General features: G+C 36.4%; 19 protein-coding genes. 10 read left to right on the top strand and 9 right to left on the bottom strand.

Annotation, left to right across the window (positions count from 1 at the left end):
- Nucleotides 1-557: 557 nt before the first annotated feature.
- The 4 genes from D7V20_RS10890 to D7V20_RS10905 form a co-directional block, all read right to left on the bottom strand.
- The gene (locus tag D7V20_RS10890; protein WP_120384317.1) at nt 558-1,103 is read right to left on the bottom strand and encodes a gamma carbonic anhydrase family protein; all 546 of its coding nucleotides are present in this window, start codon (nt 1,101-1,103) and stop codon (nt 558-560) included.
- 124 nt (nt 1,104-1,227) lie between these two features.
- The gene (dacC, locus tag D7V20_RS10895) at nt 1,228-2,376 is read right to left on the bottom strand and encodes a D-alanyl-D-alanine carboxypeptidase PBP5/6 (RefSeq protein WP_120384318.1); all 1,149 of its coding nucleotides are present in this window, start codon (nt 2,374-2,376) and stop codon (nt 1,228-1,230) included.
- A gap of 117 nt (nt 2,377-2,493) precedes the next feature.
- Nucleotides 2,494-2,892, bottom strand: coding sequence for an MCR_0457 family protein (locus D7V20_RS10900; RefSeq protein ID WP_120384319.1), 399 nt, complete (start codon nt 2,890-2,892; stop codon nt 2,494-2,496).
- Between the two features lie 181 nt (nt 2,893-3,073).
- Nucleotides 3,074-3,439, bottom strand: a complete 366-nt coding sequence (locus tag D7V20_RS10905) for an MCR_0457 family protein (protein WP_120384320.1) — start codon at nt 3,437-3,439, stop codon at nt 3,074-3,076.
- Nucleotides 3,440-3,557: 118 nt separating this feature from the next.
- Between D7V20_RS10905 and surE the strand changes: the two genes are divergently transcribed.
- The 3 genes from surE to D7V20_RS10920 all read left to right on the top strand — a co-directional run bounded on the left by surE (nt 3,558) and on the right by D7V20_RS10920 (nt 6,318).
- The gene (surE, locus tag D7V20_RS10910; RefSeq protein ID WP_120384321.1) at nt 3,558-4,343 is read left to right on the top strand and encodes a 5'/3'-nucleotidase SurE; all 786 of its coding nucleotides are present in this window, start codon (nt 3,558-3,560) and stop codon (nt 4,341-4,343) included.
- 104 nt (nt 4,344-4,447) lie between these two features.
- Complete coding sequence (locus D7V20_RS10915) at nt 4,448-5,290, top strand: peptidoglycan DD-metalloendopeptidase family protein (protein WP_120384322.1); 843 nt, start codon at nt 4,448-4,450, stop codon at nt 5,288-5,290.
- Between the two features lie 95 nt (nt 5,291-5,385).
- A complete protein-coding gene (locus D7V20_RS10920; RefSeq protein WP_120384356.1) occupies nt 5,386-6,318 on the top strand; it encodes a LysR family transcriptional regulator in 933 nt (310 codons plus the stop codon).
- A 129-nt stretch (nt 6,319-6,447) separates the two neighbouring features.
- Here the strand turns inward: D7V20_RS10920 and D7V20_RS10925 are convergent, their stop codons facing one another.
- Complete coding sequence (locus D7V20_RS10925; RefSeq protein ID WP_120384323.1) at nt 6,448-7,659, bottom strand: aspartate aminotransferase family protein; 1,212 nt, start codon at nt 7,657-7,659, stop codon at nt 6,448-6,450.
- 161 nt (nt 7,660-7,820) lie between these two features.
- Here D7V20_RS10925 and grxD point away from each other — a divergent pair, with 161 nt between their 5' ends.
- Complete coding sequence (grxD, locus tag D7V20_RS10930) at nt 7,821-8,165, top strand: Grx4 family monothiol glutaredoxin (RefSeq protein ID WP_120384324.1); 345 nt, start codon at nt 7,821-7,823, stop codon at nt 8,163-8,165.
- A gap of 213 nt (nt 8,166-8,378) precedes the next feature.
- Here grxD and D7V20_RS10935 read toward each other — a convergent pair whose 3' ends face one another.
- On the bottom strand, nt 8,379-10,964 hold the full coding sequence (locus tag D7V20_RS10935; protein ID WP_407923948.1) for an AAA family ATPase: 2,586 nt from the start codon (nt 10,962-10,964) through the stop codon (nt 8,379-8,381).
- Between the two features lie 226 nt (nt 10,965-11,190).
- Between D7V20_RS10935 and D7V20_RS10940 the strand changes: the two genes are divergently transcribed.
- The 5 genes from D7V20_RS10940 (at nt 11,191) to rpmE (ending at nt 17,895) form a co-directional block, all read left to right on the top strand.
- Complete coding sequence (locus tag D7V20_RS10940; protein ID WP_120384326.1) at nt 11,191-13,335, top strand: AmpG family muropeptide MFS transporter; 2,145 nt, start codon at nt 11,191-11,193, stop codon at nt 13,333-13,335.
- A gap of 213 nt (nt 13,336-13,548) precedes the next feature.
- The gene (locus tag D7V20_RS10945) at nt 13,549-15,747 is read left to right on the top strand and encodes a YncE family protein (protein WP_120384327.1); all 2,199 of its coding nucleotides are present in this window, start codon (nt 13,549-13,551) and stop codon (nt 15,745-15,747) included.
- 117 nt (nt 15,748-15,864) lie between these two features.
- Nucleotides 15,865-16,266 (top strand): lactoylglutathione lyase, encoded by a 402-nt coding sequence (gene gloA / locus D7V20_RS10950; protein ID WP_120384328.1) that lies wholly within the window; start codon nt 15,865-15,867, stop codon nt 16,264-16,266.
- A gap of 199 nt (nt 16,267-16,465) precedes the next feature.
- Entirely contained in the window at nt 16,466-17,473 is a 1,008-nt protein-coding gene (locus D7V20_RS10955; RefSeq protein WP_171407801.1) for a bile acid:sodium symporter family protein, read from the top strand.
- 197 nt (nt 17,474-17,670) lie between these two features.
- The gene (rpmE, locus tag D7V20_RS10960) at nt 17,671-17,895 is read left to right on the top strand and encodes a 50S ribosomal protein L31 (protein WP_004831212.1); all 225 of its coding nucleotides are present in this window, start codon (nt 17,671-17,673) and stop codon (nt 17,893-17,895) included.
- Nucleotides 17,896-18,062: 167 nt separating this feature from the next.
- Here the strand turns inward: rpmE and D7V20_RS10965 are convergent, their stop codons facing one another.
- Genes D7V20_RS10965 through epmB form a run of 3 tightly spaced genes read right to left on the bottom strand, consistent with a single transcriptional unit; the run spans nt 18,063 to nt 23,020 of the window.
- Nucleotides 18,063-20,255 carry an EAL domain-containing protein gene (locus D7V20_RS10965; protein ID WP_120384330.1) on the bottom strand — a complete coding sequence of 731 codons (2,193 nt, stop codon included), beginning with the start codon at nt 20,253-20,255 and terminating at the stop codon, nt 18,063-18,065.
- The gene (locus tag D7V20_RS10970) at nt 20,237-21,991 is read right to left on the bottom strand and encodes a GTPase (RefSeq protein ID WP_120384331.1); all 1,755 of its coding nucleotides are present in this window, start codon (nt 21,989-21,991) and stop codon (nt 20,237-20,239) included. The genes D7V20_RS10965 and D7V20_RS10970 overlap by 19 nt, the downstream gene beginning before the upstream one ends.
- 15 nt (nt 21,992-22,006) lie before the next feature.
- Nucleotides 22,007-23,020 carry an EF-P beta-lysylation protein EpmB gene (gene epmB, locus D7V20_RS10975; RefSeq protein ID WP_120384332.1) on the bottom strand — a complete coding sequence of 338 codons (1,014 nt, stop codon included), beginning with the start codon at nt 23,018-23,020 and terminating at the stop codon, nt 22,007-22,009.
- Nucleotides 23,021-23,374: 354 nt separating this feature from the next.
- On the opposite strand from epmB, the gene efp reads away from it, so the two are divergent.
- A complete protein-coding gene (gene efp / locus D7V20_RS10980) occupies nt 23,375-23,944 on the top strand; it encodes an elongation factor P (protein ID WP_120384333.1) in 570 nt (189 codons plus the stop codon).
- Nucleotides 23,945-24,627 lie beyond the last annotated feature (683 nt).

The raw sequence follows: 24,627 nt of genomic DNA on the forward strand, positions 1-24,627 counted from the left end.
ATAAAAGATGAATCACCTAAAATGATGTATCCACCATGATCAGTTGTACAACCAACAGTTATTAATGCTTTCATTTTGTTTTTACTTTTTATTTAAGGGTCTTGTATTAAAGCATAAACAATAAGGATAGGTGAAATATTGTAATTTTATTATAATCACATAAAATTTATATTAATTTTAACTTAGGTATAATAGAGTGGGTGACTTGCTTTGATTATAAAATTTAAAGCTAAAGTAAAGAATATGATCTTAAATATTAAGAGTAAAACAGTAAACTTGAGTTGTTGGAAATAAAAATCAAGCATTAAATTGATAAAATTTAATGCTTGATTTATGATCTAAATACTCAAAAAATTAGGTTAAATGTTTTTGAATTACTATTTTATTTAAAATAAATATGTTTTTATATGTTACAAATACATGCTTTTGAATCGATATCTTAATTGCAAAGCTAATACAGTTTTTGAAATAAGCATCATTTGAAAACACGTATTTAAACTTCAATGTAAATGAAATAATAAGTTTGATTATTCAAAACTTGTTTTCAAGTTTTACAGTTAGTTATTTTCTTGTTGTAAATAATTCCCCGCCACCTTCACATAATGTCTCGCTGAATAGGGTAAAAACTCTTTTTCTTTATCCGTTAAAGGACGAACTTTTTGAACAGGGCTACCCACATATAAAAAACCACTTTCTAGACGCTTACGTGGTGGAACTAAAGAACCTGCACCAATCATCACATCATCTTCAATAATGGCATCGTCCAAGACAATACTATTGATTCCAACTAAAACACGATTACCAATTGTACAGCCATGTAAAGTCACGTGATGGCCAATTGTGACATCTTCACCAATCACTAAAGGTGAGCCATTGGGTTTAGCGTCGTTCTTATGACTGACATGTAACATACAATGGTCTTGAACATTAGAATTACGACCAATCTTAATGCTATTTACATCCCCACGAATCACAGCAAAAGGCCAAACAGAAACATTTTCAGCTAAAGATACTTCGCCAACGATCACTGACAACTCATCGACATAACAAGTAGAATCAACCTTTGGGTGATGTTCTAAATATGTACGTATATTCTTTTTCATTGGCGAAATCCTTGTTCTATCAATATCAATTTTGACACCTGCAAAGCATTATAAATAAAAAAGCATCCATATAGAGAATATGAATGCTTTGGTCTAAGACAAAACTCAGTGTTAAATCTTGGAATTAAAACAAGTTGCTAAAGAACATTTTAATATGATCGATTAAGCGAGAGAAGAAACCAGCTTCTTCAACTGCTTTTAACGCAACCAAAGGTTTTTCTGCAATCACTTTACCATCTAAAGTTGCAGTCAATTTACCAACCACTTGACCTTGTTTTAATGGTGCATTTAAGTTCGGCTGAACGTTGATTTGTGTTTTGATCGCATTGGCCTGACCTTTAGGCATAGTCACATTGAAGTTTTCTGCTAAACCAATTTGGACATCATTTTCTTGACCGAAGTAAACTTTTGATTTCGCAAGAGCTTTGTTGGCAGGCTGTACACTTACAGTTTCAAAGTTTGAATAACCCCAAGCAAGTAATGAACGAGTTTGGCTTGCACGCTCATTCATCGACGGTGCGCCAAAGATCACTGAAATCAAACGCATTGGTCCACGCTTAGAAGATGTTGTTAAACAATAACCTGCTTCTTCAGTATGACCAGTTTTTAAACCATCTACACTTGGATCTGTGTAAAGCAGGGCATTACGGTTGCCTTGCTTAATACCATTGAAGGTAAATTCTTTTTCAGAATAAATTGGATAATATTTTGAGCTGTCGTGAATAATGTGTTGCGCTAGAACAGCCATATCTTTAGCAGTTGAATAATGACCTTCAGCAGGCATACCTGTTGCGTTGATGAAATGAGTATTTACCATACCAACGCGTTTTGCTTCTTGGTTCATGGCATAGGCAAAAGAACCTTCATTACCCGAAATATGTTCAGCCATTGCTTTAGAAGCATCATTACCAGACTGAATAATAATACCGCGTAACATTTCTAAAACAGTTGCAGTACCGTTGAGTGGCACGTACATACACGATTCAGTACTACTACCACGACACCATGCTGACTCGTTCATACGAACTTTTTCATCTTCAGTCAGTTCGCCTTTAAGTAGCTTTTGCTCAATGATGTAACTGGTCATCATTTTAGTCATTGATGCGGGTGCTAATTTTTCATTTTCATTTTTTGATGCAAGAATCTGCCCAGTTTCGTAGTCCATTAAGACATACGATTTATTATTTAATTCTGGCGGTGTAGATAAGACGGTTGCTGCATAAGAAAATGAGGGTAAGAGTAATAATGCAGCAATGGCGCTTTTTCTGGTCATTCTAGGTCGTTCCAATCGTTATATGGGCACAAAAACAGCCTAGTATTCTAGGATAAAGCAAAGCCGACTTCTACACGAAAAGTCGGCTTATTTCCTACTTATTGTAACTATTTTACTTTAATAGTTGTAATCAACGACTTCTTGACACATTTCTTTATTTTCTTTGTCTCCAAAGCGTTTTGATTCAGTTTGGATCTGCTTTAAAGAACTTTTGAAATCTTTTTGTTTGCTAAGCTGTTTGATCGCTTCTTGAGGATTCGCCTCATTTGGTAGCACTTTTTTTAACTCGATAGCATAATTTTGATTAAATTTTTTACTGTCTTTGTCATCTATCAGAGATGGACACATTAAAGATAAATTGTAAACAGTTGCAATTTCATTAAGAGAAATCTGTTCTTGAGTTACATCAATATTTTCCTCACTTGCTGCTTTATTAGGGGCAGCAAAAGATTGTGTCATTAGGAAACTACTTGCTGAAATAAGACTTATTGAAAGCATTTTTAAAGTCATACGCATGATTAAACTCATTAACTTAAGAATGGGCATAGAGTAAACTTAAAAACAGTGAAAAATATAGAGATAATGTATCGATGTTGTAGATTTATATGAATTTATAATAAGAAAATACATGCAGAAACACAGAATGATATCCGCTTAATTCATGAGGTTCTGCATGATAGAAATGTTTTGCTAATGCTTAAGATTCAAGGGCTATGACGTCATTACAAACGGCTTTATGTTCTTCAGAATCTGCTTCTTTAACACTGATTTGGGCTTCTTTAAATGCTGTTTGGTATTCAGCATCTTGTTGTAATTGTTCAAATGTTGTTGGTTTAGAAAGTTCTTTTAACGAACTTTGTGTTAACCCATCAATTTTACTTTTTAAAATAGGATTATTTCCAATCAAAGCAGGGCATACTTCAGCCAATACTTGAGTTGCAGCAATATCTTCTTTAATGATGAGGTCTGCTTCTTGTTTGGTTAATGTTTCAGAAAATGCCGACTGAGTGCAAAATGTGATGAAAGCTATAGAAAATGTGCGAATAAGAGAACGTGTAATCATCTTTTTAAACTACAAATTGATTTAGAATTGAATGCATAACTATATATAATTGCTGAATAAATTTAAATCGATTTATTCAATAGAAATTGAATAAAAGACGACTGAAGAGTAGACCAAAGTGAATATTTTAATAGCAAACGATGATGGTGTATTTGCACCAGGTATTCAAGCACTTGCAAAAGCATTACGACCATTGGGCCGAGTAGTGATTGTCGCACCTGAAAGTGAACGAAGTGGTTTTTCAAGTGCGCTTACATTAGATCGTCCACTGAGACCAATCCAAATCGCTCCAGATATGTGGGCGGTTAATGGGACACCAGCAGACTGTGTTTATTTATCAATGAATGGTTTATTTGATTTTGAATTTGACTTGGTTGTGAGTGGTATCAATAGTGGCGCTAATTTGGGCGATGACGTATTGTACTCTGGAACGGTTGGTGCAGCCTTTGAAGGACGTTTAATGAAACAAGCTGCGATAGCCGTTTCTTTAGCAGGAAGCAATGTTCGTGCTTATGATAGCCCAAATGATTATGCGCAAGCTGCGCAGTGGGTCTATCAATTCATTGCCAATGGATTACCGCAACTTCCAGAACGACATATCTTTAATATTAATATTCCAGATGTTGCTAAAATAAAAGGGACACAAATCACTTACCAAGGAAGAAGAATTCAATCCAAACCGATCACCAGCCATGTAGATCCACGTGGGCGACAAGTCTACTGGATTGGTTTAGCAGGCGAGGCGGTAACAGACCCAGAGAAAAATCTAAACAATATTCAATCCGACTTTTTTGCAATTGCTAATGGTTTTGTCAGCATTACGCCAATTCAGATGGATGCAACCAATTATGATGTATTGGAAACGTTGCAAATGCAATTATCACATAGTCATTTTGATGTATGAATGTTATAAGTTTGTGAAAAAGCACTGTCAAACGGTGAAAGTTAATTGTTTTTTGCTAATCTTAGCAAAATATTTCAAAATTTAAGATGTAGAGAGGGAAATCAATGCTTTTGGCTACACAGCTCCAAATTCAAATGCCTAAGCTATGGATAAAGACGATTTTTTTAGCAGTCGCAGTCACTTCTACATTGCTTGTTACTGGTTGTGCATCTAAGCCACAAATTAATAATCCAACACGTTATGCGGTTGCACCTGATTATTATACTGTTCGCTCTGGTGATACCTTAAGTGGTATCTCAATGCGTTATGGTTTAAGTTATATCAGTGTTGCAGAAATGAATGATATTGTGCCACCTTATCGAATCTATGTTGGACAATCTATTCGATTGAAAAAATCGGGCAATAATGTCAATCGTCCTACCACACAAGCACTGAACACTGCACCTCAGATTCAACGTCAAACGATTAATTTACCAACCCAACAGCCTGTAGTGCCTCCAGTTAAACAAACAGCACCTACAACGACAGCTGCGCCTATCGTAACAACGCAGGTGCCTGCTACTCCTGTGAATAGCTCTAGTTTAAGATGGGTAAAACCATCAAATGGACCAGTGATTGCCAACTTTAATGTAACAAATAATATCAAAGGTTTAAGATTTGGCGGTAATCAAGGCGATCCAGTATTTGCAGCAGCCGATGGGCAAGTGGTATATGCTGCAGATGGTTTGAAAGAATATGGTAATCTTGTACTAATAAAACATATCGATGGTTACATAACTGCATACGCTCATAACAGTAAAATGTTAGTGAAAAGTGGTCAAAATGTTAATGCCGGGCAAAAAATTGCAGAAATGGGTTCTTCGGGCGCAAATAGTGTCATGTTAGAGTTCCAAGTACGATTAGATGGTAAACCTATCAATCCTGCAAATATTTTACCGCTAAGTTAATAATTTTGATGCAAAGTGTAATTTTCTTCGTATAATACAATGAGTTGTTTTGAATGGAAAAATGTGAAGCAACTCATAATTTCAGAGGGAAATTTATGTTAGATCAACTTCGAGCAATGGGTGTATTTGCTTGTGTTGTTGAAAAAAGCTCTTTTAGTGGTGCCGCGCGTGATCTCGGTATTACGACAAGTGCAGTTAGTCAGCAAATTCGATCTTTAGAACATGAAATGGAAGTGACTCTTCTACATCGTTCTACACGGAAACTGAGTTTAACTGAGGCTGGTCAAGCTTTTTTCCACAGCTGTCAAGAAATGCTTGCTGCGGCAGAGCGTGGAAAAATCCGTATTAATGAGTTGAGAGACGATTTAGTTGGTGATTTACGCATTGCGACTACCCCGGAAATAGGTGCAACACATGTTGTGCCCGCATTATCACACTGGATGTCTGCACATCGTGGTTTGATGGTTCATTTTGAAGCAGATAACCAATATATCGACTTGATTCAAGAGCGTATCGATATTGCTATTCGTATGTCTTCTAAAATGGAAGATTCGAATAACTTAAGCTGTACGCCTTTGGCACGAGTGGATCAGATCTTAGTTGCATCGCCAAGTTATTTAAATCAAACTTCACCTATTTCACGTCCTGAAAATTTACAGAATCATGATCTGATTCCAATAAATATTTTGAAAAATTATCAACATTTTTCATTTCAGCACGGTACAACAGGCGAAGTTGTTAATTTAGAGATGAAGCACCGTCTTCAAACAAATAATGTATTTATTGCAAAATCTCTGTGCCAAAATGGACATGGGATTGCACGCATTCTTTATTTAGATGTGCAAAAAGAATTGATGAATGGGACATTGGTAGAAGTATTGCCAGAGTGGAAGTTACCAACGTTCACTTTGAGTGCTGTAACTTTAAAACGTGAACAACAGCCGATGAAGATTCATCGTTGTTTAGATGCTTTAAAACAATACTTTGGTCAATTACCTGGCGGAAGAATCTTTCAAGAAGCTTCTTGAAAGTTCGAGTCTAAATAAAAAAGCCGCTTTATAGCGGCTTTTTTATGCATAAAAATTTTGAAGGACTTAGACCTAAATCTTTAAAAATGGTGAATGAAGCCGTTTAAGCTCCATTCACCATTTTTAGTCTTAAGCTAAAAACTTTTTAATCGCAGGAACAAGACGCTTTAATAGATCATCCGCTTGTTGGTGATTCATATTTAAAGCAGGAAGCAAACGCACAACATTACCAGAGGTAACATTGATAATAAGATGATGTTCATCACGTGCAATATTTACAAGTTCAGCACATGCCTTAGGTAATTCAATGCCAATCATCATACCGAAACCACGGACAATCACATCTTGATCTGCAAGTTGAGTGCGGAATTGTTCAACAAGATAAGTACCAATTTTAGCTGCATTCGCAACAATATTTTCTTTCTCAATCAGATCAATGACGGTGTAAACAATGCGTGAACCTAGGTGTGTTCCGCTGTAAGTTGAACCATGATTGCCTGGAGTGAGCACACCAACAGCGCGACCTTGTGTCATTACAGCGCCAATAGGGAAACCATTGCCCAAACCTTTAGCAGTGGTTAGAACATCGGGAACGATATTGGTATGTTGATAAGCAAAATATTTGCCCGTACGTCCATTACCTGTTTGTACTTCGTCAAGCATCATTAACCAATTGTGTTGATTGCAAATATGACGAATTTCTTCAAGGTAGCTAAAACCTTGTGGAGCTGTATTTACACCACCTTCTCCTTGAATTGGTTCAACTAGAATCGCCACAATATCAGGATGTTGGATCGCTGCTTCTTCAATCGCTTCGATGTCGCCAAATGGAACACGGATGAAACCTTCAACCAAAGGTGCAAAACCTTCTTGAACTTTTTTATTGCCTGTTGCAGACAATGTTGCAAGGGTACGACCATGAAAAGATTGATCAGCAACAATGATTTTAGGGGTACTAATGCCTTGTAAATGAGCAAATTTACGTGCAATTTTAATTGCACCTTCATTTGATTCCGCGCCACTATTTGAAAAGAAAATTTCTTCCATACCTGAAACTTCGGCAAGTTTCTGAGCTGCGGCAGTTTGCCAAGGCACTTCGTAAATATTACTGGTATGGATTAAAGTCGCTGCTTGCTCTGCAATCGCTTCTGCAATAACAGGATGCGCGTGACCTAAACCACACACAGCGATTCCTGTAAGTGCATCAAAATATTCAGTATTATCTTCTGTATAAAGATAAGAACCTCGTCCTCGAACAAAACTGATCGGTTGACGGCTAAATACAGACATCAAGTGAGATGGTTGATCAGGTTGTATTGGAGCGAGGGTGATGTTGTTCATGACTAACTCTTATCTGTTAGGAATAAAAAGAAAGAATCATCTAACCAAAGATTGACAAAGATTTAAAGCCTAAATACAAATAAAATTGGAAATAATCGTCAAGACATACTCTTTATTGTGGATTTAGGTATAATGCAGGCAGATGAGTTGAGGATTTATCAATGACTGAACAAGCGCGTGATACAGAAGCGTTAATTCGCGATCAAATTGCTAAACATGCAGTACTTCTTTATATGAAAGGTACTCCACAGTTTCCACAGTGTGGTTTCTCTGCTCGTGCAGTTGAAGCTCTTAGTCAAATTGGTCGTCCATTTGCTTATGTAAATATTTTGGAAAATCCTGATATTCGTGCAATCTTGCCACAAATTGCAAATTGGCCGACATTCCCACAATTGTGGATCAACGGTGAGTTGATTGGCGGTAGCGATATTATGCTCGAAATGTTCCAAAATGGTGAGTTAAAACCATTGGTTGAGCAGTATAGCCCTGCGTCTGAAGCTCAATAAGCTGAAGATATTAAAAAAGCACCGAAAGGTGCTTTTTTATTGTCAAAATTTATCTTACAGTTTTTGATTTTTTTGATGAAAAATCAATATTTTGCATCATCAAAATTTGATTTAACAGCATGAGTTTGAAAGGTTTTGTCATTACAAAGACATTGCACTTCAACGCTTAAAGTACAATGTCTTGTTGCCTCAGCATTTAAAATCAATCTATATTTATTCCGATTGATTTTGCTTATCAATGACTTCGACCGAACTCGCCTCAACAATAGCCGTTGCTTCGGTTTCAATCTTTTGGTCTTTTTTTGTCTTCTTCTTTTTTTTCTTTTTCTTTGGTTTTTCCTCGATTTCAATTCCGTCTTCAAGCGCTTGCCAGTATTCAAGTTGCGCCATGACAGCAGCATAGATTGAACCTTTGGTGTAACGTCCCTTTTTATCTAATGTTCCTACAGGACGGGCCATCAGTATTTCTAACGCTTGGTCGATGGTGTCGATTGCATGAATATGGAATTGACCAGCTTCAACGGCTTCAATCACATCCTGACGTAACATTAAATGTTGCATGTTTTGACGAGGAATAATGACGCCTTGTTTATGTGTTAAGCCTTGTAACTTACATGCATCAAAGAAACCTTCGATTTTGGCATTGACACCACCAATCGGTTGTACTTGCCCCAATTGGTTCATAGATCCTGTAATTGCCCAAGATTGATCAATCGGTAATTGGCAGATCGCTGAAATTAATGCAGATAATTCAGCAACTGTGGCGCTGTCGCCGTCCACTTGTCCATAACTTTGTTCAAAAGCAAGTGCAGCAGAGAAGTGTAAAATCTGTTCACGACCGAAATGTGCTTTTAAGAAGCTCGACATCAGTAACACGCCTTTGGCATGCAATGAGCCACCTAATTCGACGCTGCGTTCGATATCTAAAATATCCCCGCCACCTTGATACACAGAAGCAGTTAAACGAGAAGGTAAGCCAAACTCAACATCTGCGTAGTGAATGACGGATAGCGCGTTGATTTGTCCTAAACGATGGCCACGTGTTTCAATCAATTGTGTACCACGCGATAAATCTTGCCAATATAGCTCTCTTAAATAGCCTAAGCGATATTGACGGTGTTTGAGTGCAGTATTGATGTGATGAGATGTGACTAGCTTTTCACCTGATTGCACAGCATGATGATGCGATTCACGAATCAAATCACCTAAAGTTAAAGCGTGTAATGACAATGAACTTTGGTCTTCAGCTTGACGGCTTGAATCTGTGAGTAAAGCTGCAAGTGCAGAACGATCAAAAGGCAATAATTTATCTTGTTGAACATAATCAGCAATCAACTGCATATAGGCTTGTTCATTGTCATCATTACGTTGCAAAGTATCGGTAAAATCGGCACGGATTTTAAAAACACTGCCCAGTTCAGGCTCTAGTTCTAAAATTTCATAGTAAATTTCAGGTTCTGCAAGTAAAACGACTTTTAAATTCAGTGGGATAGGTGCGGGTTCAATGGAGATGCTTCCTGTTAAGGTCAGCATGTGTTCTAAAGATGAAAGCTTTAATTGTCCAGACTTTAAGGCACGTTTTAACCCTTGCCATGCATAAGGTTGTTCTAAAAGTTGTTCAGCTTCTAAAATTAAAAAACCACCATTGGCTTGATGCAAAGAACCTGGTCGAATTAAAGTAAAATCTGTGGTAATCGTGCCATTTTGGGTTAATTGTTCAACATGACCCAATAAGTTGTAATGTGTTGGGAAGTCTTCAAAAATAACAGGCGCACCTGAATTTGGTTTATTACTGACAACAACATTGGCTTGGTAGCGTGAAGGAACGCGGTTAAACAGCGCAGGAGAAAATTCTTCACCTTCTTGGTCTAAAATGGTTTCGACATTTTCAATAATATCGGCAGCATATAGTTTTAGGTATTGTTCAAGTCCTTGCACAGATTCAAACTTATTGAGAATGACTTCCATGCGAGGAATTACGACTTGTTTGGCAATATCACGATTGAGCTCAGAAACCTTATCTCGTGCTTCATCTTCAAGATCGCCCAGTTGCAGACCCAAACGTTCTAATTTTTTATCCATATAACGGATATTAGAATGAATTTCAGCACGCTGTTTGCTGTTTAACGCATTTATGTCTTCTTGTGACATTTCCAAAATTTCATCATTTTTGACATGAATCGGGACAAAAATATGCTCATCATGTCGATTAATCAGTTTTAGATCTAAATCTTCACCTTCTTTGGTCAATTCAACCAAGGCCAATTGTTGTTCATTGCCAGTCACTTGGCGGATTCGTTCGATATGATTGTGATAGGTTTCTGCACTAAAACGGCGTTCAAGCTGTTTGAGAATGGTTTGCCAAGTTTGATGGATTAAACTTTGAAATTTACTGCCTTGGCTTGCAGGGAAGCGTAGTGCAATCGGTTGTCTTGCATTCTTAAAATTATAAACATAAACCCAATCATCAGGCGTTTGCATACTTTTTGCGTGTTGCTGAAGTAAACGCTTAATCATGGTGCGTTTACCCAAACCCGCTGTTCCAACGGCAAAAATATTATAGCCAGAATAAGGTAAGGCGATACCTGCTTCTACGGAAGCTTTGGCACGATCTTGACCCAAAAAGTTATTTAAGGGTTTGATTCTTCGTGTAGACGAAGGAATCGTTGTAAAATTAGGAATATGCGTAAGTTGCTCAGCTTTAAGCGCAGTTAAAGCCAATGTATTTTGAATTTCTGTTTGATCAAAAGCAGTTGCTAAGTTGTTTTCAATTTTTTGTAATGCGGTTGTGGTTGTCATATTAGAAACAGTGGTTGAACTTAATTGATCGTGTCTTTGCGTCACAGGTTGAATCCAAAACAAATGAAGGTTTAAAAGCTAAAGGTATACAGGATTGGGGGGAAAGATCAAGCGCCAAAAGTGGAAATATCTGTAAATGCGTACAACTGTTGCATAAAAATGATTGAAACTCTGAGCATTAAGCGGTTGAATAGCACTATTTCATTTTTCAGAAAATAATAACGCAATGACAACACCGTCTACAGGTTGGAAATCTGCCTTTACCGCATTTCTTGACCGCCGTGCAGCGATTATGCTGTTTTTGGGTTTTTCAGCAGGTATCCCAATCCTTCTGATCTTCTCTAGCTTATCTTTATGGTTAGGTGAAGCTGGAATCGAAAAAAGTGCAGTGACTTTTTTTAGTTGGGCTGCTTTAGGGTATTCCTTTAAATTTGTGTGGGCACCGCTTATTGATGAATTGCCTGTGCCATTTTTAAGCAAATGTTTAGGCCGAAGACGTGCTTGGTTGCTGGTTGCTCAGATACTGATTATTTGCGCAATTTGTATCATGGCGTTTTCAGATCCTGCGCTTGGGCAGAGCTATATTTATCAAATGGCGGTTGGTGCCGTGTTGCTCGGCTTTTCTGCTGCTACACAAGACATTGTCATCGATGCCTATCGTATCGAACTTGCTGAAACTGAAATGCAAACCGTGCTTGCGTCGACTTATAATGCGGGATATCGCATAGGGATGATTGTTGCAGGTGCAGGTGCGCTGTTTCTTGCTGCATCATTAGGTACCGCCAAAGGTAACTATATTTACGAAGCTTGGAAGTATACCTATTTAACCATGGCTGCTGTGATGGTGGTTGGTATTATTACGACCTTAATCATCCGTGAACCGATGGTTAATCGTATAGATAAACATTATAAAAACATTGATTATTATCGCTTAGTGCTGGTTTTTATTGTCGCTGTTGCAAGTTTTGTTTGTTTTTATATTTATTCAGATGATGTTGTCCAGTATTTACAGGCACAGTGGGAAATCAAAGACAGTTTCTTGAAATTCTTAATGGAAGCTGTGCGATTCTTAGGTTCGGGTGCAGGGGCTATTTTTGTCGCGACATTACTCATCCGTATGGGTGTTGTAAATAAGCAAATGGCTTATGAAACTTGGGTCAATCCAATTGCAGATTTCTTTAAACGCTATGGGGTTAAACTGGCTTTAGTCTTATTATTGTTAATTGGTTTTTATCGAATTTCTGACATTATTGCAGGGGTAATCTCTAATGTGTTTTATCAAGATTTAAACTTTAGTAAAGAACAAATCGCAGAAGCTGTGAAAATTTATGGTGTAATTTTCAGCTTGGTTGGTGGTTTCTTGGGTGGTTTACTGGCACAGCGTATGAACATCATGAAATTGATGTTTATTGGTGCGATTTTAGCAAGCTCGACCAATTTAATTTTTATTGGTTTGGTGAAATCCGGTGCGCCTATGCAACCTGTTATGTTACAAGTGGGTGAAAAACAATACCAAGCTCAACCTGATGAAGTGGGCTATTGGAAAGTCCTCGTTCCAAATCAAGAGCTAATTAAGGCAAAGCAGATTCAAGTCAATGTTGCACTTGCAGATCAATCTGAAAAAGCTGAATATTTTGTTCCATATTTAACAGACAATGGTACAGCACAAATCCAAATCTTACCTGTGACCAGTGATAATCAATTATCGGCGGATGAGTTAAAGCAAAACGTTGTAATTAAAGGACAACTTGTAGGTGTGCAAGCCACTGAATTGAATGCAGAGCAACCGATCACTTTAAAGTTGGAAGGAAAAGAATATTCTGCAAAATTAGATAAAGAGGGCATGTTTACGGGGACAATTGATGGTAAAGATTTACAAAGTTCTGCTTCAAAAAATATTATTGCGATTGCTAACTTTAATCAGGCTCATACGGCTTTAAATACACAGCAAAATTATCAAATGAGCGATAACAAGACGGCTTTAGATGTTGATATTCAACCGATTTCAGCGATAAATGCCCAGTCTACAGAAAACATTGAAATTAAAGGTAAGGTAATCGAGCAATACAGCTCAGCTTGGCTTTATTTTGCAATTATTGTCGATAATCTTGCTTCAGGCTTAGCAGGTGCAGCATTTATTGCATTTCTTTCTAGCTTGACCAGTGTTTCATTTACAGCTGTTCAATATGCTATTTTTAGCTCACTGATGACCTTAACACCTAAAATTCTTGGGGGGTATTCTGGAACGATTGTGACCAATATTGGTTATCCGAAATTCTTTTTAATGACCACTTTAATTGGTATTCCGATCCTCATTCTTGTGGTCTGGGTGGCTAAATTGTTGAGAGAACATTCAAATCGTCAAATTTAAAAAAATGAACAATTAAACGGTGAGCGTGAAGACCTCGCGTTCTTCGTTTGCTCAAACCTATTTCATTTGACCAGTGAAATAGGTTTTTTAATTTAGAGTGTGATTTATGTTTGAAAATAAGTATTTAAAGTGATCAATTTAGTTTTAATATCCATATATTGATTTACAATTTTTGTTAATTTGTGAAGATTGGATTTTCTATTGGGGAATAGGATGAATAAGCAACTTTTTGCTTTAAATTTAGCCATAGTATTGGCATTGTCGGGGTGTGGCGGTGGTGGGGGTTCTGAACAAGGAATAAATAATTCAGGTAGTGCTAATGAAACTACGCCAAAACCACCAACTGAAAATAATAATGAACAATTTGTTTTATTAAAACAACTACGTACTGTTGATGCTGCATCAGAGTTAAATCCACACACTTTTGGTTTAGATGAGTGGAACCCTCGAGCGATTGCCAGAGATGGTGATGTATTGTATATCGCCAATAGCAATGAAAAATCTCAAATTTTACGCTATGACTTAAAAACTAAAACAGTACTTACAGCAATCGACCCTGAGAAAATCACGGGTATTTTAAAAGTATGGAATACTTTAAATGATATCAGTATTTATAAAGGGCGTTTATATGTCTCTTCATTTCCATCGAGCCGTGTCGATGTTTTAGATATCAGTACAGGAACACCTCAATTTATCATGGCTTTAGGCACAGGACAGTGGTGGGGGGATACTGTAAATAGCGCAATAGTGCATACACATGCTGTAACTGCTAATGACAATTACGTTTTTTCAGCAGATATGGAAAACCGTATTAATGTTTGGTCACAAAGTCAGGTTGTTGCTGGAAATAGTTTAAAAGCTCGAAAATTCGCGCGTTTGGCATTGCCAAAATGTGAGCGAAGCTGTGTGGTGCGTTTAGAAGCTGTTGGCAATTTACTTTATGCCAATTTAAGCAACGGAAATAGCTTTGTTTATGATGTGAGTGATTTGCAACAAGGCGCAGTTGATGTGGCTGCAACACGTCAGCAGGCCAATATTGCTTCTGTCAGCCATCTTGCTGATGATGGTTTGTTATATGCATTACGTAGCACAGGAACCGTAGAAACTTATCCAGCTAATCAATTAGCAACGATCAGTGAGGTATTACCCAATGCTGTAGATCGTTTCGGATCCTATCGTATACACGGTCAAGATCAAACTCAAAGTTTGGCAAAAACAACGGATCTTGCAGTATATGAAAATAATCTGATAAGTCTGGTCAATAACAAAGTGATTATGATGCCTCTACGTGCTTTGCAGCAACGGAAAACTACGAATGTGGTGAATCCATTGCAATTACAGCAAGCAGAAAAAGTCAGTAGTTATAAGATGTTGCAGGATGGTGAAAGTTGGGAGACGCTTACGAATCCGAATCTACGTCATGTGATTATGAATGAGATTCTCTCTGCAACCTTGAACAGCGATACGATTCAATTACAAAGTTATAGTGCTATCCCAGTTTCAGATTTAGAAATTCAAGCAAGAGTGAAAGGGACAGAGCAATGGGTGGTCTTGGCTAAAGTGGATCAACTCGATGCATTTTCAAATGTGTCATTAAAATTGAAAATTAATGATGATTCACGATTTAATTTGGTCGATGGTTCTGGTTCGATTCAATTGTCAGGTTTGACTCAGTTCAACCAACTTCCAAGTGATTTGTTTGATTTAAAAATCGCTTCTAAAACCGATACGCATGTTCAAAAATTGTCGAAAATCAAAGCCAAATGGAATATTTACTTTGGTACGTATAATCCTGAAGCAGACTCAAAGTGGTTGAGAATTACACCATTATATGCGCGTGAATGGGTCATTATGATGACTAATTTTGCCTACACATTAAGTAGTCCAGAATTCGAACATCTTTGGTTTAATCATCAAAAAGTTATGGGATATGAATTCTTTGGTAATGCTGGCATGGTTGATGGAGAAAATGGTTACTTTAAAGCAACGGATTATACGCGTGTTTATCAAGAAATCTTTGATCGCGGTGGTATCTCGCTAGGGATTACCAATATGGGTGGTGGACTTGGTGGAGGGGCAGTGTTAGGTGTTGATCCTTGGATTTATTATGGTCATTACCGTTGGTCAGGTTTAGGTATTGTTGCACATGAGTTTGGACACCATTGGGGCAATCATAGTAGCGCATGGGCAAATGGTAATTATGGTTTCCAGCCGATGATTGGTGATCTTCATTTTTACTTGCAACATCAAAATGATTTGCCGTATTTAGATCCGAATGCAAATAAACTTCATTTGGCAAATCCAACTGATTTATACGGCAGTATTTCAGCAAATATTGTTAATAAAGCACCAAACAGTTCGCCGTGGAATAAGATTGATCAGTATTTTGCAGATTACCCATTGAAAAAATAAAGATCAAACGAAGTAAAAGCAACCAAGTCATGGCTGCTTTTACTTTGAGTAAATTGAAATCTTGAATGGTATTGCCTATATTGACAGGCTATATTTTATAAAATAGGAAAATCAATCATGCGCATGCTGCATACCATGTTACGTGTCGGCAATTTAGAACAATCTTTAGCGTTCTATACTGAAGTACTCGGTATGACTTTACTTCGCAAACGTGATTATGAAGAAGGTCGTTTTACTTTGGCTTTTGTTGGTTATGGTGATGAAGAACATAATACCGTACTTGAACTTACCCATAATTGGGACACATCAAGTTATGAGTTAGGAAATGCTTATGGTCATATCGCGATTGCTGTAGATGATGCTTATCAAGCCTGTGAAGAGATTAAAGCACGTGGTGGCAATGTGGTTCGTGAAGCTGGGCCGATGAAGGGTGGTGTGACGGTAATTGCTTTTGTTGAAGACCCAGATGGTTATAAAATTGAGCTGATTCAACAAGATCAAGATGCTCGTAATAATTAATTCAATAACATGATCTGTAAATTGTAATCAAACACTTAAGTGAAAGCTTAAGTGTTTAAACGAAATACTGAACATTTTGTATAAGCGCTAGCTTAATTTATTCAGCTCAGTAAGATGAATATTTTACCTATGGGTAAAGTTTTTGATTACTGGGCTTTTTTATAAGCTGTTAATTTCATTTAAAAGATAGGATGCTTAAGTGAAAATGTTAAAAATATTGGCTTTGGATCGGTTCACTTGTCTTTTGGTGCTCATGGTCATTTTAGCTACATTTGTACCTGTGCATGGGCAAGCTGCGTTGGTTTTTGGCAAAGTGACGACGATTGCTATCGCCATTTTATTTTTCTTACATGGCGCAAAACTTTCTCGTGAGGCTGTTGTCGAAGGTATTTTACATTGGAAACTTCACGCGCTGGTCTTTACATTTACATTTGCATTATTTCCCATCATTGGATTGTTGGCTAAACCTATTTTGATTCCATTATTGGGACAGCAGTTGTACTGGGGATTCTTGTTCATGTGTTTTTTACCCTCAACAGTACAATCTTCCATCGCTTTCACTTCAATGGCTAAGGGAAATGTAGCTGCAGCTGTATGCAGTGCTTCATTTTCAAATTTAATTGGCATGTTTATTACCCCAATTTTAGTGAGTTTGTTTATTTTTGGGCAGTCTAAACATGATTATGATCCAACTTCATCCATTATTGAAATTACTTTACTGTTGTTAGTGCCATTTATCGCAGGACAATTATTGCGACCATATGTTTTTCCAATCATGCAGAAAAAGCCAAGTATTGTAAAAACTTTTGATCAAGGTTCTATTTTGATGGTGGTCTATGGTGCTTTTAGTGGGGCAGTCGTTGCGGGGCTTTGGCAACAGGTGAGCTGGACGACACTGATTTATTTGATTTTAGCATGTTCAGTTTTTTTAACGATCATCATGTTATTGGCATTCTTTATTCCTAAGTGGCTTGGTTTTAATCAGCAAGATCAGATTGCTATTTTTTTCTGTAGTTCTAAAAAAACGCTTGCCAGTGGCGTACCTATGGCGCAAATTCTGTTTATTGGTCAACCACTTGGTATGATTGTTTTGCCGATTATGATTTTTCACCAAATCCAGTTGATGGTCTGCGGTGTGATCGCCAATTATTGGTCGAAGCAAAAAAGTACTGAAATGCAAATTAATCAAGATTCTGTGTTGGATTAGTCGCATTTGGCTAAAAACTTCAGTATAATACGCTCCACTTGTTGTGCTTAGCTCTGACACTTATAGTCTCGGTGGGCCAAAAGAAATGGTCTGTTATGGTGTTAACCTGTTGATTTTTTTAATCAACTTTCCTCAATTTATTGAGAGTGGTTAATTGCGATGACAGCAAAACCTTTCTTAACTTAGGAGAATCGACCATGCGCGCCGATATTCACCCAAAATACGAAAAATTAGTTGCTACTTGTTCATGTGGTAACGTTATCGAAACTCGTTCTGCTTTAGGTAAAGAAACAATTTACCTTGACGTATGTTCAGCTTGCCACCCATTCTATACTGGTAAACAGAAGAATGTTGATACTGGCGGTCGTATCGATAAATTCAAACAACGTTTTGCTGGTATGTCACGTTCTGTTAAACGTTAATATCGCGAAACGAAAAAACGGGCTTAAGCCCGTTTTTTTGTGCCTAAACTTTATGTTTAGAATGGATATAGTGAAGTGACCTATTTTTTAAAAAGTTTAAACGGGCTACTGAACTTTAATAAACAAAGTTCAGTAGCATAGAATAAATAATTTAAGTGCTATTACGATTAATGATCCTGAACATCCGTCAAATGGTCTAATTTCTTCTGGAAGTACTCGCCTTGTAAAAAGCGAACTTCAACATTCCATGCATTTGCAAATGAATTCATATCATTTAAATTTTTCAAAACCATGTCGATTGGTTTAATCTCATGGTATTTCTCTAATAAATGTTGGAAGTCAGATAATGCCTTATCATTATTCAATTTTTCAGTAAACTTCTCATCAAGCGTGAGTAAGCCAACATCAATTTGTTTTAAGATGGCTTCACTGGAAATGGTTGAACCAAAACGACGAATTGAAATTTCAGCACCATTTTCTCTTAAAACTGCAAATTGCTTCTGAGATTCAATGATATTTTTGGCGATGTCTTCTTCATCAAATTGCAAAATCAATGGATGTGAGAGGCGACTCCCCACGATTGTCAGTAATTTTGAAATGAGTTCAGGGAACTGCTTGTCATTAAATAAAACATGACGATTTAAATTTACAATCAATTTAGCTTCAGGGTATTGCGTAATAAAGTTGTGTAATTGTTTACATGCTTCCACCAAGATCCAACGGTCTAATTTAATTGAAAGCTCAATATCATCATCAAGTTCTATTAAATTACTGACTTTTTTCCACTGGTTGTTAAAGATAAAGCCACAAGTCACTTCGTAAATATTTAAAACGCTGTCTTGTTTGTCGTAGAGCTGTTGGTATTTAAGTTGAATTTCACCTTTTTCAAGCGAGCGCACAATTTGGGTCAGAATAGCTGATTCTTGGAAAGTCGGATTTGCAGCAGGTTCGATCACGGGTTTAGCTGGTGCGACTTCAAATTGAATTGGTTCGATTGCTTCAAGTTCTAGTTTAGGTTTCTCAACGGTTAACTCAATTTTTGTTTCTTGCAATGTTGCAGACAATTGTAAGTCTGATACTGAATCTTTTTTCACTAAACGGTGATCATAAGCTTGTTCTAAAATATGACTGAAGTTTTGTTCAGTAAAGTGATTTGGATCTATGTGGGTATAACCAATTTTTAGATTAAGTGGATAGGTTTTAGAATTAATGACAAGTAATTGCGGTTTCTCTAAAGCCTGTAAACCATGAATACGTGATTCTAAAATAGTTTCAGATTCAGCTTGTAAGAGAATACCATATAGAATGTTATCGATTTGATAGACTGTATCATTGGTTTGTTCTTTAACAAATTGCTGAAAATGTTCCAAGTATTGAAGAGCTGTATTCCAAGTAGAATTAAAGACTTCTTTAGGGCAGTCTGAAAGACTAAATAAAACCAATGCATTGGCTTTAGCAGGTTGATTAATGAGTGAATATTGGATTTGTTGAAAACTATTTGCAACAAAAGAAATTCTTTTTTTAGATAGGTCTGATGACGTTGTTGAATGGGTTGAATAGCTATTGGTTTCGATCGTAATTTGAATCGCATCTTCTACATCGGAAGGTAGAAATTCAATCTTCAAAGGATTCTCAGATTTTGCTTTGCTATTCAACGTATCAATTTCAAAACGAGCAAGATCGAACTGACCTTGTGAAATTTTCTTAAAACGTTGTTTGAAATCATTGATATTTTTGGGTTGTAAAATATCGAGTAGTGGTAAACCAATAATATCTGCAACATCATTTAAACCGAAGAGTTTTAGATATTCTTCATTGGCTTCGGTGTGAATACCTTCTTGGATGAGTGCTACAGCTTTATGTTGCTCGTCTACTAAAGCTTGGGCTTGATGTTTAGCATTTTCAAGATCGTCCAATAAATGCTTTTGAGCTTGTAGTGTGCGGCTATAGGATAATGCGCGAACCAAGCTTACATAAAAACGTTCAGTATTTTCTAAATTGATGACGTCATAGATCCCTTTTTGAATGTAGGATAAATATTGGTCATTTTGATAATCTTCAGGTTTTAAGAGTAAAACAGGAATATCAGCGTCAGCAGATGCTTGAATCAGTGTAATGGTTTGTTCGATTTTGATATCGTAAGCACGTCCAAAAATAACCAAATCCCATGATGTATTCAGTTGTTTCTCAAAACTCTTTAATTCATCCAGTAGGATGGCATGAACCAAATGTTTTTTGCTTTGAAATAAGTCAACAATTTCATTATAACGAATTTGGTTGTCATCAATAATGAGTAATCGAGTTTCAGAGAGTTTTAACTTCTTCGATAATAACAAATTTCTCACTTCAAGGCTTCCCATACATCTTGATTATTCAAATTGGTAGATTGTTGCTCAATAAACTGATCAACAACAATGCTTTCTTCATCATTAATCAGTTCAAACTCATACTGGGCAAAACTTTGGGTAATTAACACCGTTTTAGTTAAATACACTTTAATTTCCTCAGTACCTAAACGCAAATAGATGGCCTGATGCTCTTTAAAGAAAGGTAGATTAGGCACAATAATGGAGATATTTGATTCATTAAGATTTGGAACTTTGACCATCAAACAAGGATGATAGTTAAAAGCAGAGCGATCTGCAGGAACTTTAACTGCACATGGATAAATATCCTGTGCCAAAACTTCTAATCCCACTTCAAAAGTCTTATTTGTGGATTGTTTAATCCAGCGAATAATAGCCCCTCTCCATTTATTTTGAAGATTTTCATTCAACAAAATAAATTCGCCAGTTTTTAAATTGCGAGGGGTCTCATTGGCCCAACGAACTCGATAACCATTGATACTGATATCAAGAACTTGAGCTTGGTAGATTTGCTTAGATTCACGATCTAAATTTTTAATCTGGGTTGTATTCGATGCAGAATTCGAACCTGTAGCAATAGCTGAATGTTTGTTTGACTCAGATTGAAACGCAAAATTATTGTGAATATTTAAAGTTTCATAGAAGTTTTTGGCTTTAGATAGATAAAAATGCGCAGACTGTAAACTGAAACAAATCTCCAATTGTGCCGTATATTCATAACGCTCTTGCTGACGTTCAGAATTGGTGCCAAGTACATTTTGTACATGAAACTTCAAAGCAGCAGACAGATAAATTTTCTCATTCTTAGACATGTATTCAGCGTCTTTATGAATGGTTAAATTGATATGTTCAAGCAGATTTTGTGTTGAAACGTATAAACTGGTACGAAAGTTAGGATGTTGTTTACGATTATAAATAGGGGGAATATCTTTTGATCCATCAACCACATAACGTGCCAGTGCTGTTTCTCTAGGTAAAATTTGAACTAATTTTACCCAGTCAAAAGTACATTGATACAATGCTTGGGTTTCTGACGGACGTATTTGATGTGTATTGAAAATATCTAACAATAATACTTGCGCATAGGCTTGTTGAATATTCTGAATAGTAAAATGCGTACCTTGTAATTGGTTTACATTGATATTAAATTCTTGGTTTTTAACGGATAATTCATAAAGGTAATGCGTTGTTAGCCATTGTTTAGACAGTGGTCCACTATAAAGCATTTGTTGTTGTACAAGTAATAAACCTAACTGTTCCAAAGCGTAAAATGTTGCAAGGATTCTGGCAGTTTTCAGATTACGTTTTTGCTTAAATTTAAAAAAAGAAAGTTTATTTTGAGAAAGTGCTTGATCACTTCTTTGCACAATATTGATATAAATATTGGTGAAATAAGTTCGAATTCTTGTGATTAAATCAATGATGTGTTCAATACGGTCAGATTGGGAAAGACCTTGATTTAAAATATTTTTTTCTAAGCTCGAAAGTAAACTTTCGGTAATAGGGTGTAATACTTGAATTAAGTCAAAACGTAGCGTTTCACTGCAATTGAGCTCACTAATTTCATGAATTGCTTTTAAAACAGATTCGGCTGTATCGCCCAACTGCATAATTGACAATGTTGTGGTCCAAGCGGTTACAGATTCAACAGTTTTGTCTGCAAAACTTAAATTTTCACGCTGTAATGACGTGGAACTATGAAAAATTTCAGAAATCTCTTTATTTATCATGTTTGTGTTCAACTCTTAGAAGGTTGTAACTCCAAAAAGCGGTGTCTTATTGTTTTCTCCCGCAATCTCTCGAACTAGTTTTGGCACTAGATAACCCGGTAAACTGGCTAATACTTCTGTATAAATCTCATTAATTTTTTCCGTCCCTAAATCAAAATGATGTGCACCTTTTACTTTATCTAATACATGTAAATAGTAAGGTAAAATTTGTGCCTCAAAAAGTCGATGACTTAATTCAACTAAAATTTGTGCCGAATCATTTACACCTTTAAGTAAAACTGCTTGATTCAACACAAGAATATTATGTTTTGCCAATTGAGAGAGTTTTGAACAAGTCAAATCATCCAATTCAGCTGGATGATTTGAGTGTACCACTAGAATGACACGTAGCCTACTGTTTTTCAATAAAGAAACAAGTTCTTCGTCAATTCTTTCGGGAATAACGATAGGAACTCGTGAATGAATTCTCAAGATTTTGATTTGATTGAGCGTTGTTAGTCGTTCTATCCAAAGGGCTAATTTTCTATTAGATAAAGTTAAGGGATCTCCACCACTCAAGATAACTTCATTAATTTCAGGATGTGCCTCTAAATAATCTTTAATCTTTAGCCAATCTTCACTTTTAGGTAAGTTTTCCTGATAAGGGAAATGTCTCCGAAAACAATATCGGCAATGAACTGCACACGCTCCAGTTAAAGTTAGCAAAAAACGTGACTTATATTTATGTAACACGCCGGGTAATTGATTGGCCTGTTCTTCACCAAGCGGGTCAGTTATAAAGCCCTGATGTTCTTCTAATTCAAGATGATGTGGAAGGATTTGTAATAATAGTGGATCAAAAGCATTGCCAACTTGCATTTTTCTGACAAAAGCACGCGGTACACGTAACTTGAACTGTTCAGAAGCAAGTAATGCGCCTGACAGTAAATCATCTACTGAAAGTTCTAAGATGTTCAGTAACTCAGCAGGAGAGGTGATTAAATCACTCATCTGTGATTGCCAGTTTTGCTCTTGATATAAATAAGTCATGAAAAATAGAAAAAAGTCGTCGAGTTAAATACAGTTTGCATGGCAATCATGTATTTTGAGAGATTTGAAAATGGACTAGGCCAAACAAGTATTTTAGAGCCAAGTTTAGCCGTTAATTTTAACACTTTGTCTGTCTAGAAGCATACTTTAAAGCCTAAAATTGGGTTGTATTTAGCGAATATCTGAACATTACTGAAAATTTTTACATTGCTTCAAAGTGTCTAGGTCATTTAGAATAGAGTCGAATGAAAATATGGCATTGCGAATTGAGAAAGATTCGCAATAGTATTTTATACATGCTATATGATTTTAAGCATGAATAGATTAAAGATTTAAGTTTGGAGTGTGCCTTTCATGGCCTATTATTCTACAAATGATTTTAAAGCAGGCCTTAAGGTTATGCTTGATGGTAACCCATGTTCAATCATGGAAAATGAATATGTAAAACCAGGTAAAGGTCAAGCATTTAACCGTGTAAAACTACGTAACCTTAAATCTGGAAAAGTATTAGAAAAAACTTTCAAATCAGGTGACTCTCTAGAAGCTGCTGATATTGTAGAAGTTGAAATGGATTACTTATACAACGACGGTGAGCTATGGAACTTCATGGATCCTGTATCTTTCGAGCAAATTGCAGCAGATAAAGTTGCAATGGGTGATGCTGCGAAATGGTTAAAAGACGATTCAAACGAAAAATGTACAATCATGTTGTTCAATGGCGTTCCATTAACAGTGAGCCCACCTAATTTCGTGGTTTTAAAAATCGTTGAAACTGATCCAGGTGTGCGTGGTGATACTTCTGGCGGTGGCGGTAAACCAGCCAAGCTAGAAACTGGCGCAGTTGTACGTGTTCCATTATTTGTACAGCAAGAAGAAAGCGTTCGTGTAGACACTCGTACAGGTGATTACCTAGAGCGTGCATAATCTCCACAGGTTATGTTTTATGTGGGAAAACATATTCAGCGTTTGATCACTGATGTTTTCCCATATTATTGTTGGTGCTGAGTGCTTAGAAGTAGTTTAGCAATCAACCTCAAACTCTCGCCCCTTATATATGATTCAGAATAATCACAAATAAAAATTCTTAACTACTAAATCCTGACAATCTTTCAATCCCAACAATCTTAAAAGTCATCTGTTGAAATTCATTCTCCTGTATTTTTACTCTTTCATGCTTTATTTGCTGTTATTTCTTCGAATATGACTGAAACCAGACATGTTGAATGTTGACTTGTCATAGGGTGAAGCGAGATTTGATATGAGGAATGAGGAGTTCATAAGTTCAAACTGTTGAACATATTCTTGTTGGAATATGACTTAAGTGTATTAAAAAACTTTATGCAGCTTTGGTCATTTAAGGATTTCAAAACTAAAGAAGCTTTTTTGAAACAAAAGAGTAGAAAACTATTCAAGTATTGATTGAAAAATAAACGATGAAAAACTGATAAAAATGAAGGTGAATTACGACCAAAGTATTAGATCGGGATTAAAAAATAAATAGTAGAGTCAAAAGGTCGGAATACAATTTAATTATAAAAATAACAGTGTAAATATTTAAGTCATGCAATTGTCATGCTAAATGTACATATTCAAATCAATTTTTATTC

Source organism: Acinetobacter rongchengensis, from assembly GCF_003611475.1.
In the GTDB taxonomy this organism is placed as follows: Bacteria; Pseudomonadota; Gammaproteobacteria; order Pseudomonadales; family Moraxellaceae; genus Acinetobacter; species Acinetobacter rongchengensis.